This is a genomic window from Devosia sp. YIM 151766 (genome assembly GCF_030285925.1).
Taxonomy (GTDB): domain Bacteria; phylum Pseudomonadota; class Alphaproteobacteria; order Rhizobiales; family Devosiaceae; genus Devosia.
In genome coordinates this window covers 1,443,652-1,459,044 of the sequence record NZ_CP127251.1, presented here as the reverse complement: position 1 = coordinate 1,459,044, position 15,393 = coordinate 1,443,652, and the positions used below count along the sequence as shown (strand labels likewise).

At 62.7% G+C, this 15,393-nt stretch carries 13 protein-coding genes; 8 read left to right on the top strand and 5 right to left on the bottom strand.

The features are described from left to right. Positions 1-271: 271 nt before the first annotated feature. Positions 272-2,914, top strand: a complete 2,643-nt coding sequence (locus O9Z70_RS07150) for a ribonuclease E/G (protein WP_286021776.1) — start codon at positions 272-274, stop codon at positions 2,912-2,914. A 55-nt stretch (positions 2,915-2,969) separates the two neighbouring features. On the opposite strand, the gene O9Z70_RS07145 is transcribed toward O9Z70_RS07150, so the two are convergent. Both O9Z70_RS07145 and O9Z70_RS07140 read right to left on the bottom strand, forming a co-directional pair. After that, complete coding sequence (locus O9Z70_RS07145; RefSeq protein ID WP_286021775.1) at positions 2,970-3,473, bottom strand: GNAT family N-acetyltransferase; 504 nt, start codon at positions 3,471-3,473, stop codon at positions 2,970-2,972. A gap of 1 nt (position 3,474) precedes the next feature. Then, positions 3,475-4,629 (bottom strand): pyridoxal phosphate-dependent aminotransferase, encoded by a 1,155-nt coding sequence (locus tag O9Z70_RS07140; protein ID WP_286021774.1) that lies wholly within the window; start codon positions 4,627-4,629, stop codon positions 3,475-3,477. 150 nt (positions 4,630-4,779) lie between these two features. On the opposite strand from O9Z70_RS07140, the gene O9Z70_RS07135 reads away from it, so the two are divergent. The 6 genes from O9Z70_RS07135 (at position 4,780) to O9Z70_RS07110 (ending at position 9,558) form a co-directional block, all read left to right on the top strand. After that, positions 4,780-5,622, top strand: coding sequence for a DsbA family protein (locus O9Z70_RS07135; RefSeq protein WP_286021773.1), 843 nt, complete (start codon positions 4,780-4,782; stop codon positions 5,620-5,622). Positions 5,623-5,706: 84 nt separating this feature from the next. Continuing rightward, positions 5,707-6,144, top strand: coding sequence for a type II 3-dehydroquinate dehydratase (aroQ, locus tag O9Z70_RS07130; RefSeq protein WP_286021772.1), 438 nt, complete (start codon positions 5,707-5,709; stop codon positions 6,142-6,144). 35 nt (positions 6,145-6,179) lie between these two features. After that, positions 6,180-6,671, top strand: a complete 492-nt coding sequence (gene accB / locus O9Z70_RS07125; RefSeq protein ID WP_286021771.1) for an acetyl-CoA carboxylase biotin carboxyl carrier protein — start codon at positions 6,180-6,182, stop codon at positions 6,669-6,671. Positions 6,672-6,683: 12 nt separating this feature from the next. Continuing rightward, positions 6,684-8,030, top strand: a complete 1,347-nt coding sequence (accC, locus tag O9Z70_RS07120; protein WP_286021770.1) for an acetyl-CoA carboxylase biotin carboxylase subunit — start codon at positions 6,684-6,686, stop codon at positions 8,028-8,030. Between the two features lie 119 nt (positions 8,031-8,149). Beyond that, a complete protein-coding gene (aat, locus tag O9Z70_RS07115) occupies positions 8,150-8,785 on the top strand; it encodes a leucyl/phenylalanyl-tRNA--protein transferase (RefSeq protein WP_286021769.1) in 636 nt (211 codons plus the stop codon). Next, positions 8,782-9,558 (top strand): APH(3') family aminoglycoside O-phosphotransferase, encoded by a 777-nt coding sequence (locus tag O9Z70_RS07110; protein WP_286021768.1) that lies wholly within the window; start codon positions 8,782-8,784, stop codon positions 9,556-9,558. The genes aat and O9Z70_RS07110 overlap by 4 nt, the downstream gene beginning before the upstream one ends. Positions 9,559-9,565: 7 nt before the next feature. Here O9Z70_RS07110 and O9Z70_RS07105 read toward each other — a convergent pair whose 3' ends face one another. From O9Z70_RS07105 to O9Z70_RS07095, 3 genes are all read right to left on the bottom strand, one after another. Further along, positions 9,566-10,063 (bottom strand): GyrI-like domain-containing protein, encoded by a 498-nt coding sequence (locus O9Z70_RS07105; RefSeq protein WP_286021767.1) that lies wholly within the window; start codon positions 10,061-10,063, stop codon positions 9,566-9,568. Positions 10,064-10,146: 83 nt separating this feature from the next. Continuing rightward, a complete protein-coding gene (locus tag O9Z70_RS07100; RefSeq protein WP_286021766.1) occupies positions 10,147-10,503 on the bottom strand; it encodes a DUF2155 domain-containing protein in 357 nt (118 codons plus the stop codon). Positions 10,504-10,584: 81 nt separating this feature from the next. Further along, entirely contained in the window at positions 10,585-10,971 is a 387-nt protein-coding gene (locus tag O9Z70_RS07095; protein ID WP_286021972.1) for an NADH:ubiquinone oxidoreductase subunit NDUFA12, read from the bottom strand. Positions 10,972-11,681: 710 nt separating this feature from the next. Here O9Z70_RS07095 and O9Z70_RS07090 point away from each other — a divergent pair. After that, complete coding sequence (locus tag O9Z70_RS07090) at positions 11,682-15,380, top strand: vitamin B12-dependent ribonucleotide reductase (protein ID WP_286021765.1); 3,699 nt, start codon at positions 11,682-11,684, stop codon at positions 15,378-15,380. The last annotated feature ends 13 nt before the right edge of the window (positions 15,381-15,393 follow it).

The following is a 15,393-nucleotide window of genomic DNA, read 5'->3' as shown; positions in this document are numbered from 1 at the left end:
TCTTTCGAGCCGGACGGTGGCCGGTCACTGGCCCGCCACCCAATAGGAAGAGGTCAAATGGCCCGCAGGCGAACAAAACGCGACGCGATCGAATTTGCCGATTGCCGCTTTGTATCGCCCTCGATGCCGGCCCTGGCCATCAATACACTGGCGCTGAACGTGAGAGGTTCGCGCCCAACAACACTCAACCCATTCGCCCCGCAATGCGCCACGCCCAGGATGCCGCCCAGTCGGCGTCCTCTTGTCGGCGCGCGGGTGCGCGGAGTTCATTATGGCGACCAAGAGAATGCTGGTGGATGCCATCCACCCAGAAGAAACACGGATTGTCGTTACCGCCGGTAACCGGCTTGAGGAATTTGACTTCGAATCGGCGACCCGCCGCCAATTGCGGGGCAATATCTACCTCGCAAAGGTGACGCGGGTCGAACCGAGCCTGCAGGCGGCCTTTGTCGAATATGGCGGCAACCGCCACGGCTTCCTCGCCTTCAGCGAAATCCATCCCGATTATTACCAAATTCCAGTGGCGGACCGCGAAGCCCTGCTGCGCGACGAAGAGCATGACGACGATCATCACGACGACGCCGACGACCACATCTCGGTGCCCGAAGGCGTAGTCGAGCCCGATGCCGAAACCGATCCCCAGGAACCGGGCGATGCCAGCCATATCGAGCAGGCGCCGGTCAACAGCGAGCCGGTGGAATCCATTGGCGGCGCCGATGCGTTGGAGGAAGTGCCCGAGCGCCGCCGCTCCAGCCACAATCATCGCCAGTACAAGATCCAGGAAGTCATCAAGCGCCGCCAGGTGATGCTGGTGCAGGTGGTCAAGGAAGAGCGCGGCAACAAGGGCGCGGCTCTCACCACCTATCTGTCGCTCGCCGGCCGCTATTCGGTGCTGATGCCCAATACCGCCCGTGGCGGCGGCATTTCGCGCAAGATTACCAATGCCGCCGACCGCAAGCGCCTCAAGGAAATCACCTCCGATCTCGAAGTGCCGCAGGGCATGGGCATCATCCTGCGCACGGCTGGCGCCTCGCGCACCAAGGCCGAGGTCAAGCGCGACTTCGAATATCTGATGCGCCTGTGGGAAAGCGTGCGCACCCTGACGCTGCAAAGCCAGGCGCCATGCCTCGTCTATGAGGAAGGCTCGCTGATCAAGCGAACCATCCGCGATCTCTATAACAAGGACATCGATGAAGTTCTCGTCGCGGGCGACAACGCCTATCGCGAGGCCAAGGACTTCATGAAGATGATCATGCCGTCCCACGCCAAGAACGTGAAGCCCTATGGCGAGGAACAGCCGCTATTCTCCAAATTCGGGGTCGAGAACCAGCTCGATCAGATGTTCTCGCCGGTGGTGACCCTGCCCTCGGGCGGCTATATCGTCATCAACCCGACCGAGGCGCTGGTCTCCATCGACGTCAATTCGGGCCGCTCCACCAAGGAGCACAATATCGAGGACACGGCGCTCCAGACCAATCTGGAAGCCGCCGATGAAGTGGCGCGGCAATTGCGCCTGCGCGACCTGGCCGGCCTCATCGTCATCGACTTCATCGACATGATGGAGAACCGCTCCAACCGGGCGGTGGAGCGCAAGCTCAAGGATTGCCTCAAGGACGACCGCGCCCGTATCCAGGTGGGCCGCATCTCCCATTTCGGCCTCATGGAAATGAGCCGCCAGCGCATCCGTTTCGGCGTGGTGGAAAGCTCGACCCACAAGTGCCCGGTCTGCGACGGCACGGGCCTGGTCCGGTCCACCGAAAGCCTGGCGCTGATGATCATGCGCCATATCGAGGACCACGTCCTGCGCAAGCAGGGCCAGTCGATCAACGTTCGCGTACCGGTCGAGGTCGCGCTCTATATCCTCAATTTCAAGCGCGAGACGCTGACGCAGCTTGAAAGCCGGAACAATCTCTCCATCACCATCACCGCCGATGGCAAGCTCACTGGCCACCAGTTCCAGATCGAAAAGGGCGAGACGCGCGTTTCGGCCTATGCCGACCAGCGCGCCACGGCCCATGTGCGCGTCGATAGCGCGGTGATCGAGGATGCCGGCGACGACGAGCCCGAATTGGACGAGGGCGAAGAGGAAGCCGAGGCTCGCACCGATAATGGCGATGCCGACGGTAATGGCCGTCGCCGCCGTCGCCGTCGCCGCCGGGGTGGCCGCAATGGCGAGCAAGCCTCCCGGCAGGACGCCCAGGCCAATGGCGAGGCCGAGTCCGGCGAACCCGACGAAGCCGATAGCGAGGACAATGCCGCTCCTGCGGCTGCGGAAGCTGATGGCGAAGGCAATGGCGACGACGAGGGCGATCAGCGCCGCCGCCGCCGTCGTGGCCGCCGCGGTGGCCGCCGCAACCGCCGCGAGAACGGGGACGAGGTGCCGGCTGAAGCGGCTGTCGAAGCACCGGCAGACGCCATTGTCGAGCATGTCGAGCTGGAGGCCGCCCCCCCGGCCGAACCGGTTGCTGAAGAAGTACCGGCCGCCGAGCCGACGCCTTCAGCCGAGGAAAAGCCCAAGCGCAAGCCGCGCGCCCGCAAGAAGGTTGCCGAAACCGAGGAATCCGCCCCCGCTGAAACCACGCCGGTCGACGCTGTAAGCGAAGCACCTGCCGAACCGGCGGCTGCCGAGGAAAAGCCCAAGCGCAAGCCACGCGCCCGCAAGAAGGCTGAGCCCGTCGAGGCGACGCCGGAAACTGCTGTCGCCGAAGCGGCGCCGGTCGATGAGCCGAAGGTCGAGGAATCCGTTGCGGCGGAGAAGCCTGCGCGCGCGCGGCGCACCAGGAAGGAATTGCCGCCAGAGGGTGTGGTCGTCTCCTCCAGCGCCAATACCGAAGAGCCGGCGGAACAGTCCGAAAACGAGCCTGAGCCGAAGAAGAAGGTCGGCTGGTGGCAGCGCCGCCTTGGCCTCGGCTAAAACGACAAGGGCGGCCTTCGGGCCGCCCTTTTCTTTCGGATCGTGGAATGAGCGCTTATACCGGCCGATAGCGAAAGACGATATCGGCCGGATCTTGCCGCTCTGCGTGATCGTCCCGTACACCGCCCAGCCGTTCGGCTACGCGGATCGAGGCCATGTTCCGCTGATCGACATAGCTGACCAGGCTGGTCAGGTGCAGCGCCGCGAAGGCCCAGTCGCGCATGGCCATGGCGGCCTCGGTCGCGTAGCCCCTGCCCTCATATCCCTCGTAAAGCAGCCAGCCGAGCTCCTTTTCGGGAAAGAGCGGTCCGTCATTGATACCGATCTCGCCAATGCAGGTGCCGGTTTCCGCCAGTTCGACCATTAGCGATCCATGACCATGCAGACGCCAAAGCGCCACGCCATGGCAGAACATGCCCCAGGCGCCGCGTTGATCGAACGGTCCGCCCATATAGGCCGCGCGTGGCGACGCCATCAGCGCCTCGAATGCCGGATAGTCCGCTATCAGCGGCGGTCGCAGGATCAGCCTGTCGGTGCGAATTATCGGAATATCGGGCAATTCAACCGCCCGCCCGGGTGAATCGGCGCAGCCGTTCCAGCGCCTCTTCGACGCTGGCCCTGGTGCCGGCATAGCTGAACCGCACGAAGCCGGCGCCGTCCGTGCGGTCGAAATCGATTCCGGGGGTCGCGGCCACGCCGGCCTCGGCTAGCATCGCCTCGCAAAAACTCATGGAATCGTTGGAGAACCGGCTGATGCCCGCATAGGCATAGAAGGCGCCGTCGCCCGTCACCGGCAGTTCGAAGCCGATTTCCCGCAATCCGGTCGCCAGCAATTGCCGGTTCACGGCATAGCTGGCCTTCTGTTCCTCGGCATAATCGCGTTCTTTCAAGGCAGCCGTCGCCGCGATCTGGCTCAGCGTCGGCGCGGATATGAACAGGTTCTGTTGCAGAATTTCCGCCCGCCGGATCAGCGCCTCCGGCAAAACCATCCAACCGATGCGCCAGCCGGTCATGCAGTAATATTTGGAAAAGCTGTTGATGACGATCGCATCCCGGGTAAGTTCCAGCGCGCTGACCGAGGCTCCGCGATAATCGAGCCCGTGATAGATTTCGTCCGAGATCAAGGTGACCCCGAGCCGGGCGCAGGTGGCGACGATATCGGCCAATTGCTCCCTGTCGACCGCCGCGCCGGTCGGATTGGCGGGGCTGGCGAACAGCAAGCCGTCGAAAGCCTGTCTGGCATGAGCCACGGCGATGGCTTCTCCCGTCAATCGCCAGCCATTGGCGCCGCGCAGCGGAATTTCGGCAATGCCAAATCCGAGGCCCAGCAGCGTATTGACATAGGCCGGATATCCCGGCCGGGTAATGGCGATCCGTGCGCCCGGCTTGAACGCCGTGTGGAATGCCAGGATGAACCCCGCCGACGACCCCATTGTCGCCAGGACAAGCTCGGGATCGACGGCGATTCCGTGCTGTTCCTGATAATAGCGCGCCAGCCCTTCCCGCAGCTCGATCATGCCCTTGGCATTGGTATAGCCCTGCGGTTGCGGCAGCGCCCTGGCGACGGCCTCGATGACGCGCGGCGCCGGGGGCTGGCCCGGCTCCCCCAGTTCCAGGTGACAGATGCTGCGCCCCTGTTCCTCTAGGGCTTTGGCGCGCTTGAGGATGTCCATGGCATAAAACGGCATCAAGCCGCTGGGGGCGGTGTCAGTCATGTCGGCTCCGGGATCATCCCTCGGGACTAGCCCGAAGCGCCGCCAGTCTCAACAACAATTGACAGGGGCGGAAAACCCCGCGCTGCGAAGCGGGTGGCAGTTTGCCCGGGGTCTGCTAGAAGACCTGCACGCACTCGACCGGAGCCGTTCATGAATCGCCTTTCTATCGTGCTGGCCGCTGTCGCCGGCATTCTCGCCGGGGCCCTTGGCTTCTCCTTGTTGAACCAGCCCCAGCCGGAAACCGATGCCGTGGCCGTCCGCGCCATCGTGGAACAGGTGCTGGCCGAACAGGTCGCCGAAGCGCCGGCGCCGGCAATGGTCGATCCCGCCGCTCTCAATCCGCTGATCGAGGACTTCCTGATGAGCGATCCGAAAGTGTTGCAGCGCCTTTCGGTGGCGCTGGAGGACACGTTGCGCGTCGAGGAAGAGGAACGCACCAAGGTCGCGATGACGGATTTCCGCGACGCGATTTTCCACGCCCCCGACCAGATCGTCATCGGCAACCCCGATGGCGATGTGACCCTGGTGGAGTTCTTCGACTATAATTGCGGCTATTGCCGCGCGGCCTTGCCGGACATGGCCGCCCTGCTCGCCGAAGACCCCAATCTGAAGGTCATTCTCAAGGAATTCCCCATTCTTTCCAACGAATCCATCGATGCCGCCCGCATCGGGGTATTGGTCAGCGAGACCGAGGCCGATTACTGGACCTTCCATCAGACCCTGTTCTCCAGCCGCGGCAAAGTCGACAAAGCCGTGGCCTTGCAGGCGGCGACCGAGCAAGGATTGTCGCCGATCGATCTGGAACTGCGCATGGGCGAGGAGCAGGTGGCCCGCACCATTCAGAAATCCTACGAGATCGCCCAGGCCCTGGGCATTACCGGCACCCCGACCTATATCATCGGCAACGAAATCATTCCCGGCGCCATCGGGGCCGACGAATTGCGCAGCCGGATCGCCAATATGCGCGAATGCGGCAGCACCCAATGCAGTTAAGCCGGCACATTGCTGGCATTTCCGGTGTATTTCGTGTAACCGCCCTTGCGCCGGTCGAAAGCGCCGGTGCACAAGGCAAGAACCATGACTAAACGCGTTCTCGTTCTCAACGGCCCGAACCTGAACCTGCTCGGTACGCGCGAGCCGGACACCTATGGGGCCGAAACCCTCAAGGATATCGAGGCGCTATGCTTAAAGGCAGCCGCGGAATCCGGTCTAGCCGTTGATTTCCGCCAATCCAATCATGAAGGCGAATTGGTCACCTGGATTCAGGAGGCCCGCGAGACGGCGGACGCCATCCTGATCAATCCGGCCGCCTATTCGCACACTTCGGTGGCTATTCACGACGCCCTGCGGGCCGTGGGTCTGCCCGTCGCCGAAGTGCATCTTACCAATATCCATCAGCGCGAGGCGTTCCGGCACCATTCCTATGTGTCGTCGGTCGCTTTCGGCGTCATTTGCGGCTTTGGCAGCCTGGGGTATAAACTGGCCCTGGACGCTTTGGCCCAGAAACTCAAATAACGCTTCGACGCGAGAAGCCGGGAGACCGACACAAAATGACCAAGCCATCGGTGGATCAGGAACTGATCCGCGCCATCGCCGAATTGCTCAACAAGGAAAACCTCGCCGAGATCGAAATCGAGCAGGAAGACCTTCGGGTTCGCGTCACCCGCTCCTATCCCAACGAAGCGCCGACCTATGCGCATGCGCCGGTCCAGTATATGCCGGCGCCCGCCGCCGCCCCTGCCCCGAGCGCGCCGGCCGGTTCGGTGCCTGCCGCTGCCCCGGCCAAGGCCGAGGACCTCGCCGCCAATCCCGGCACCCTGACATCGCCGATGGTGGGCACCGCCTATCGCGCGTCCGAACCCGGCAAGCCTGCCTTCGTCGAAGTCGGCGCCAAGGTCTCCGAGGGCCAGACCGTCCTCATCATCGAGGCGATGAAGACCATGAACCAGATTCCGGCGCACCGTTCGGGCACCATCACCCGTATCCTCGTGGACGATGCCCAGCCGGTCGAATATGGCGAGCCGCTCGTCGTCATCGAATAAGGGGCTTCTCACGTGTTCCAGAAAGTCCTCATCGCCAATCGCGGCGAAATCGCCCTGCGCATCCTGCGCGCCTGCAAAGAACTGGGCATCGCGACCGTAGCGGTCCATTCCACCGCCGACGCCAACGCCATGCATGTGCGCCTGGCCGATGAAAGCGTCTGCATCGGCCCCAATGCGGCCAAGGACAGCTATCTCAACATTCCCTCCATTCTCGCTGCCTGCGAGATCACCGGCGCCGACGCGGTGCATCCGGGCTATGGCTTCCTCGCCGAGAATGCCCGCTTCGCCAAGATCTTGTCCGAGCACAACGTGACCTTTATCGGTCCGTCGGCGCATCACATCGAGATCATGGGCGACAAGATCACCGCCAAGAGGACTGCGGTTGAGCTCGGCATCCCCGTGGTTCCCGGTTCAGCCGATGCGGTCGAGACCGAACAGCAGGCGCTCAAGGCCGCCAAGGACATCGGTTATCCCATATTGATCAAGGCGACCGCCGGTGGCGGCGGACGCGGCATGAAGGTGGCCCAGTCCGAATCCGAGTTGCTGGTCGCCTGGTCGACGGCCCGTTCCGAGGCCAAGGCCGCCTTCGGCAACGATTCCGTCTATATGGAAAAATATCTCGGCAAGCCGCGTCACATCGAGGTGCAGGTCCTCGGCGACGGTCAGGGCAATGCCGTGCATCTGGGCGTCCGCGACTGCTCGCTGCAACGCCGCCACCAGAAGGTCTGGGAAGAGGCCGGCGGCCCCACCATCACCCCGGAGGAACGCGACAAGATCGGCGAAATCTGCGCCGACGCCATGCGCAAGCTGAAATATTCCGGCGCCGGCACCGTCGAATTCCTCTACGAGAACGGCGAATTCTATTTCATCGAAATGAATACGCGCCTGCAGGTGGAGCATCCGGTGACCGAGCGTATCACCGGCATCGATATCGTCTATGAGCAGATCCGCGTCGCCTCGGGCGAAAAGCTCTCCATGACCCAGGACATGGTGCAGTTCTATGGCCATGCCATCGAAGTGCGCATCAATGCCGAGGACCCGCAGACCTTCGCGCCATCGCCCGGCACCATCACCTTCTACCATCCGGCGGGCGGCGTCGGCGTCCGCGTCGATTCGGCGGTCTATCAGGGCTATAAGATTCCGCCCTATTACGACTCGCTGATCGGCAAGCTGATCGTTTATGGCCGCACCCGCGAGGAATGCCTCAAGCGCCTCAGCCGCGCCGTGGACGAATTCGTGGTCGATGGCGTCAAGACCACCCTGCCCCTGTTCCAGCGCCTGATCAGGGAGCCGGATATCCTGGCGGGAAACTACGACATCCACTGGCTGGAAAAATTTCTGGCGGCCAATAAGGCCTAATGGATGGGCCACCGGGACTGGCCCGGTGGCGATGGAGCGATGGCTTTGCGCATAGTCCTCCGAACCGCGTCATTGCCGGGCTTGCCCGGGCAATCCGGCCTTCTCATGCGGTGACGCCCATGGTCCGCCACACCGATCCCTTTACCGTCGAGATCACGCCTGAACTGATCGTCCGCGCCTATCGCTCCGGCATTTTCCCGATGGCCGAGGATGCCGCGGACGAAGATCTGTTCTGGGTGAGCCCCGAGCAGCGCGGCATCGTGCCGCTCGATGACTTCCACGTTTCGCGAAGCCTGCGCAAGGCGATGCGCAAATCGGGCTGGACCATTCGCGTGGACACGGACTGGGACGCTGTCGTCGACGGCTGCGCCACGATCGGCGCGGATCGGCACACCACCTGGATCAACGGCACCATCCGCGCCGTCTATGGCAAACTGTTCCATCGCGGCATCGCCCATACGGTCGAAGTGTGGGACGGAACGGAGCTGGTCGGTGGCCTCTATGGCCTCGCCATCGGCGCTGCCTTCTTCGGCGAATCCATGTTCCATCGACGCACCGACGCCTCGAAAATGGCCATGGCCCATCTGGTGGAGCGGCTCCGGGCTGGCGGCTTCCAATTGCTCGACACCCAATTCCTCACCGACCATCTGGCTTCGCTCGGCGGTATCGAAATCCCCCGGGCGGAATATGAAGACCGCCTGGGCCGGGCCCTGAGCTTGGCGGGCGACTGGAATGAATGGGACCGCCGGCAATGACCAGACCCGTCGACTTGCCCGAAAGCCTCGCACCGCTGCAAGAGCTGCCTTGGAAGGCCGTGACGATCGGACGGTCGAACTGCGACGTCTGGCGGATTGCGCTGGCCGATGGAAATTCGGTCTTTCTCAAGACCGAGCCTGTCCACGCGCTGGCCGAGCTGCCCGGCGAAATCGAACGGCTGAACTGGCTGACCGGCATGGGCTTCAAGGCGCCACGGGTCATCGATGCGGAACAGACCGCCGAACGTCTCTTCCTGCTGATGAGCGCCGTTCCCGGCGAGGACCTGACCCTCCATATGGAACGGCCCACCGAATTCGTCGGCGCCTATGTCCAGGGCCTCAAGCGCCTCCATGCGCTCGATCCCACCAATTGCCCCTTCGATCACAGCCTCGATGCGCGCCTCGCCGAGGCCGAGCGGCGGCTGGTGGCGGGAAAGGTGGATGAGAGCGATTTCGATACCGAACGCCGGGGCTGGAGCGCAGGGCAGGTGCTGGACTGGCTGCATGCCAACCGGCCCGAAGCCGGCGAGTTGATTCTGACCCATGGCGATGCCTCCGCCCCCAATATCATGGCGCAGGACAGCCGCTTTTCCGGCATTGTCGATTGCGGCCGCCTGGGTCGGGCCGATCTCTGGCAGGACCTGGCGCTGGCCTGCCGCAGCATCGCCTATAATATCGGCAAGGAGCATGTCGCTCCGTTCCTGGCCGCCTATGGCGTGGAATGGGACGAGGCGAAATACCGCTATTATTGCGCGCTGGACGAGATGTTCTAGCCGCTCCCTAGTCGGCCAGCTTGAAGGCCAGCGTCGTCACCCATTCGTCCAGGTTCGGTACTTCCGCCGGATCGCTCTCGTAAAGTTCCAGCCGGCAAGCGAAATGATCGCCGTCGGCCGCCTCGACCATGTCCAGCGGCATTTCCGCCAGCTTCAACCAGCCGATCAGCATGCCGGTCACCGTCATCAAATGGTCGGGATGGCCGTTCCAGGTCAGCGTGACGAAGCGGCCCGCCGGCAAGGTGCCGATCTTCACATTGCCCTCTTCCGGCCCGGCATGTTCGAGCGCTATCCCGGCCTCGACATCCAGCGTATCGGCCATGTCGATGCGGCGATAATTGTAGAAGGCGGCGCCGATGGGCTTCAGCCCATGCTTGGCGACATAGTCGAAAACCTGCGGAAAGCCCTCATTGGCGGGGCGTTGCATCTGATCCATCGGCACGGTGAATCGGACAAAGGCATAGGCCTGTGCCGGCCGCTCGATGATTTCCGGTAAGCTCAACATATCGTCTCTCCTCAGCGCGGCCACTCGGCCCGTACCGGTGCGACGAGAGACAATCGCCGATTTCGACGGAAGCGGAAAAAAACCTATCGCTGCTCCGGTGGCGGGACATTGGTCGAAACCTTGCACTCGATCAGCCACACGTCATAGACCGCGTGGTCCACGGCGTTGAGCGCCGGGCTATCGGCAAACATCCAGCCGGTGAAGATGCGCTCGCCGGTGCCATCGAGGCTCATCTGGTTCACTTCCAGAAAGGCCGAAATACGTTGCAGCGTGTCGCTGGCCGGCCGGTTATAGCAAGCGCGCGGCGTGATCTCGAGCGCGCCGAACAGCACCGTTTCATTGATATAGACATCGAAGCGGGTGATGCGGCCGGTGATCTTGTCGAGACCGGCAAAGGTCGCCACCGGATTGGCCATGGGTTGCGCCTGTGCCGGCAGCATGGGCAGGCCGCAAGCCAAAACGGCCGCTGTCAGCAGCGGCCGCAGAAACGGAGCAAGGACTGGTCGCAACGCGCCCTGCCCTTATTCGGGAGACCAGGCTTGATAATCGCCGGTCACGCGCGGGCGCTCACCCTTGTTGAGCAGGCTGCCGTCCGGACGATAGGCGGCGGCGGTGCCGGTCAGGTTCGGCAGATGCGGCTTTTCCCACGCATGCGGCTCATATCTGGCATCGGCGGGCACCACGTCGGTGCGGTAATGCATCCAGCCGTTCCAGCCCGGCGGAATGGCGGAGGCATCGGCGAAGCCGCCGGCATAGGTCACATAGCGGCGGTCGTGCTTCTGGTCATAATAATAGCGATTGCCGAACTCATCCGAGCCGACATAGGCGCCGAACCGCTTGATCCAGAGCCGCGTGCCCCAGGTATTGCCCCCCCACCAGGAGAGGATTTCAGTCAGGAATTGCTTGATACCGGATTGGGCCACAGGTCGATTCCGAGATTGGGGACGTCGATTGGCTGCGGTTTAGCATGGCTGGCCGAGGGAGCCTAGACCTTCTTGGCGCCTGCGGCATCAAAGTCGCGATCCCGCAACACGCTTCCGGCGCGAACCGGATATGGTGTGGCGGCCACCCCCGGATTTGCCCAAAATTGTTCGCTTGACACCATTTCGTCCTGCTTGATTCTGCCATTCGCCCCCATGGTTAACCATCCGATAACGCGGCCAGAGCGGGGGGCAAACAGCAAGGATTCGCCGCATATTACGGCAGGAACCTGACCTCACGTTTCCATCCGGCGACCGATAGGAACAGCCGTTCAAATCTGCGTCCGAGCGCGCTGATTTCCTTGCACTTTGTCCCCGCAATTCACATATTGTCCCTACTATACCTTGTTTCGGAACCCGGCTGCGGCACTAGGTGTTGTGATTTCTGACGTTGACGCGCCCCATGAATCGGGGAAGTCTTATCGGCGGTCCGGAACCGTCCCGACAGACGGCCGGAAAGTCCTCGAAATCCAACGGCAGACAGCAAGATCGTCGCGGGTTCGGGGCACGGGGCAAATTTTCGAAACCCGCACCTCCCGCGGATTTCGATTAGTAAAAGCGTCAAACAGCAACGGACGAAGCCGAACCAGCGGCTGGCGGGCCTTTATGTGCCTGCTTATTTGGGGATTACGACGAGAATGCGCATCGAACGCCGGTTTACCACTGCCAATGCGGATCGCTACGGCTCCATCGAGTTCCGCTCGGCCACCAGCGAAATCCGGAACCCCGACGGGTCCGTGGTTTTCAAGCTCGACGACATCGCCGTGCCCGCGACCTGGTCGCAGGTGGCCACTGACATCATCGCCCAGAAATATTTCCGCAAGGCCGGCGTCGCCAAGGTCTTGAAGAAGGTCGAGGAGAATTCCGTCCCCTCCTGGCTGTGGCGCTCCGTTCCTGACGAGGCCGCGCTGGCCAAGCTGCCCGAAGCCGAGCGCTACGGCCCGGAAATGGACAGCCGCCAGGTGTTCGACCGCCTGGCCGGCACCTGGACCTATTGGGGCTGGAAGGGCGGCTATTTCGACAGCGAGGACGACGCCTGCGCCTTCTTCGACGAACTGGCCTTCATGCTCGCCACCCAGCGCGTCGCGCCCAATTCGCCGCAATGGTTCAATACCGGCCTGCATTGGGCCTATGGCATTGACGGTCCCGGCCAGGGCCATTTCTATGTCGACCCGTTCACCCACAAGCTCGTTCAGTCCAAATCGGCCTATGAGCATCCTCAGCCGCATGCCTGCTTCATCCAGTCCGTCGACGACGACCTGGTCAACGAAAACGGCATCATGGACCTCTGGGTCCGCGAGGCGCGCCTGTTCAAATACGGCTCCGGCACCGGCACCAATTTCTCCAAGCTCCGCGGCGAAGGCGAAAAGCTCTCGGGCGGCGGCAAGTCCTCGGGCCTGATGAGCTTTCTCAAGATCGGCGACCGCGCTGCCGGCGCCATCAAGTCGGGCGGCACCACGCGCCGCGCCGCCAAGATGGTGGTGATCGACATCGATCACCCCGATATCGAGCAATATATCAATTGGAAGGTGAAGGAAGAGCAGAAGGTCGCCGCCCTCGTCACCGGCTCCAAGGTCGTCTCCAAGCATTTGAAGGCGATCATGAAGGCCGCCGTGAACTGCGAAGGTTCGGGCGACGATTGCTTTGACGTGGCGCTGAACCCGGCGCTCAAGCGCGAAGTCCGCGCCGCCAAAAAGGCCCTGGTGCCGGAAAACTACATTTTCCGCGTCATCCAGTTCGCCAGGCAGGGCTATACCGACCTCGAATTCCCCATCTACGACACCGATTGGGACAGCGAAGCCTATCTCACCGTTTCCGGCCAGAATTCGAACAATTCCGTCCGCGTCACCGACGAATTCCTCAATGCCGTCGAGAATGACGGCGACTGGAACCTCATCGGCCGCATCAAGGGCGACGTCACCAAGACGCTGAAGGCCCGCGACCTCTGGGAACAGATCGGCTACGCGGCCTGGGCCTCGGCCGATCCGGGCATTCAGTATCACACCACCATCAATGAATGGCACACCAGCCCTGCTGCCGGCCCCATCGTCGCGTCCAATCCGTGCTCGGAATATATGTTCCTCGACGATACGGCCTGCAATCTCTGCTCGGTCAACCTGCTGCCCTATCGCAACCAGGATTCGAGCTTCGACACCGCCGCCTTCGAACACACTGTCCGCCTCTGGACCGTGGTGCTCGAAATCTCGGTGATGATGGCCCAGTTCCCCTCGCGCTCCATTGCCGAACGCTCGTTCGAATATCGTACGCTGGGCATCGGCTACGCCAATATCGGCGGCCTGCTCATGACCTCCGGCATTCCCTATGACTCGGCCGAAGGCCGCGCCATTGCCGGCGCCATCACCGCCATTCTGACCGGCGTTTCCTATGCCACCTCGGCCGAAATGGCCAAGGAGCTCGGCCCGTTCAAGGATTACAAGCGCAATGCCAAGCACATGCTGCGCGTCATCCGCAACCACCGCAATGCCGCCCATGGCAATGCCGATGGCTATGAGGGTCTTTCAGTCAATCCGGTCGCTCTCGACCATGCCGGCCTGACGGATGAGGGCCTCTCCACCCGCGCCAAGGCCGCCTGGGACGAGGCGCTGGCGCTGGGCGAGAAGCACGGCTACCGTAACGCCCAGGTTTCCGTTATCGCCCCGACCGGCACGATCGGGCTGGTGATGGATTGCGATACCACCGGCATCGAGCCCGATTTCGCGCTGGTGAAGTTCAAGAAGCTGGCCGGCGGCGGTTATTTCAAGATCATCAATCGCGCGGTGCCCCCTGCCCTGCGCACCCTGGGCTATTCGGAAGACCAGATCGCCGAGATCGAGGCCTATGCGGTCGGCCATGGCAATCTCAACCAGGCGCCGGGCATCAATCCGGCGACCCTGCGCACCAAGGGCTTTACCGACGAGAAGATCGCCGCGCTCAACGCCGCGACCGCCTCGGCCTTCGACATCAAGTTCATCTTCAACCAGTGGACGCTGGGCGCCGATTTCCTCAAATCCCTCGGGGTCACCGACGAGCAGCTCAACGACTTCTCCTTCGACCTGCTCTCCTTCCTGGGCTTCGGCAAGAAGGATATCGAAGCCGCCAATATCCATGTCTGCGGCGCCATGACGCTGGAAGGCGCGCCCTTCCTCAAGGAAGAGCACCTGCCCGTTTTCGATTGCGCCACGCCTTGCGGCAAGATCGGCAAGCGCTATCTGTCGGTGGAATCCCATATCCTGATGATGGCAGCCGCCCAGCCCTTCATTTCGGGCGCCATCTCCAAGACCATCAATATGCCGAACGACGCCACGGTCGAGGACGCCAAGAACGCCTATATGCTGTCCTGGCGCCTGGCCCTGAAGGCCAATGCGCTCTATCGCGACGGCTCCAAGCTGAGCCAGCCGCTCAATTCCTCCGTGCTCGCCGCCGCTGACGACGAGGATGATGAGGATACGGTAGAAACCCTCGCCGCCCTGCCCGCCGCCGCCCGCACCGAAGTCATCGTCGAGAAGATCGTCGAGAAGGTGTTCCGCGAACGCGAAAAAATGCCGGATCGCCGCAAGGGTTATACCCAGAAGGCAGTCGTGGGCGGTCATAAGGTCTATCTTCACACCGGCGAATATGTCGATGGACGGCTGGGTGAAATCTTCATCGACATGCACAAGGAAGGCGCCGCCTTCCGCGCCATGATGAACAATTTCGCTATCTCGATCTCGATCGGCCTGCAATATGGCGTGCCGCTGGACGAATTCGTCGAGGCCTTTACCTTCACACGCTTCGAGCCGGCCGGCATGGTCGCGGGCAATGACCGCATCAAGAACGCCACCTCGATCCTCGATTACGTGTTCCGCGAACTGGCCGTCAGCTATCTCGACCGGGATGACCTGGCCCATGTCAATCCGGACAGCCCGACTTCGCTCGGCAAGGGCGTTGCCGAAGGCCAGGACGCGCGCAGCGCTGCGCCCGCCCCTGCCCCGGTGCCCGCCGAGCGCTTTGTCTCCCGCGGCATGACCCGCGGTAAGACCGCCAATGCGTCGCTGATGCTGGTCCCCACCGCCGAAGCCGGCCGCTACGTCCCCCAGGCGGCCAGCACCTCGACGGTGACGGCCCTGCGCGGCGCCACGGCGCTCAAGATCGATCCGACGCCTACCGCGCTCAACACGGCCGAGCTCGTACCGATCCCGGCGCCGCCGCCGAGCAAGGATGCCGGCCTGTTGCGCGCCGAGGCGCAAATGAAGGGCTATACCGGCGATCAATGCACCGAATGCCACAATTTCACGATGGTCCGGAACGGCACATGTCTGAAGTGCGACACCTGCGGCACGACGACCGGCTGTAGCTGAGGTCAGGCATTCC

What these genes read in the sequence shown, in the direction of transcription:
- O9Z70_RS07150 (WP_286021776.1), top strand. Translation starts at nt 272, where the DNA reads ATGGCGACCAAGAGAATGCTGGTGGATGCCATCCACCCAGAAGAAACA.
- O9Z70_RS07140 (WP_286021774.1), bottom strand. Translation starts at nt 4,629, where the DNA reads ATGACTGACACCGCCCCCAGCGGCTTGATGCCGTTTTATGCCATGGAC.
- O9Z70_RS07135 (WP_286021773.1), top strand. Translation starts at nt 4,780, where the DNA reads ATGAATCGCCTTTCTATCGTGCTGGCCGCTGTCGCCGGCATTCTCGCC.
- aroQ (WP_286021772.1), top strand. Translation starts at nt 5,707, where the DNA reads ATGACTAAACGCGTTCTCGTTCTCAACGGCCCGAACCTGAACCTGCTC.
- accB (WP_286021771.1), top strand. Translation starts at nt 6,180, where the DNA reads ATGACCAAGCCATCGGTGGATCAGGAACTGATCCGCGCCATCGCCGAA.
- aat (WP_286021769.1), top strand. Translation starts at nt 8,150, where the DNA reads ATGGTCCGCCACACCGATCCCTTTACCGTCGAGATCACGCCTGAACTG.
- O9Z70_RS07110 (WP_286021768.1), top strand. Translation starts at nt 8,782, where the DNA reads ATGACCAGACCCGTCGACTTGCCCGAAAGCCTCGCACCGCTGCAAGAG.
- O9Z70_RS07105 (WP_286021767.1), bottom strand. Translation starts at nt 10,063, where the DNA reads ATGTTGAGCTTACCGGAAATCATCGAGCGGCCGGCACAGGCCTATGCC.
- O9Z70_RS07100 (WP_286021766.1), bottom strand. Translation starts at nt 10,503, where the DNA reads ATGCTGCCGGCACAGGCGCAACCCATGGCCAATCCGGTGGCGACCTTT.
- O9Z70_RS07090 (WP_286021765.1), top strand. Translation starts at nt 11,682, where the DNA reads ATGCGCATCGAACGCCGGTTTACCACTGCCAATGCGGATCGCTACGGC.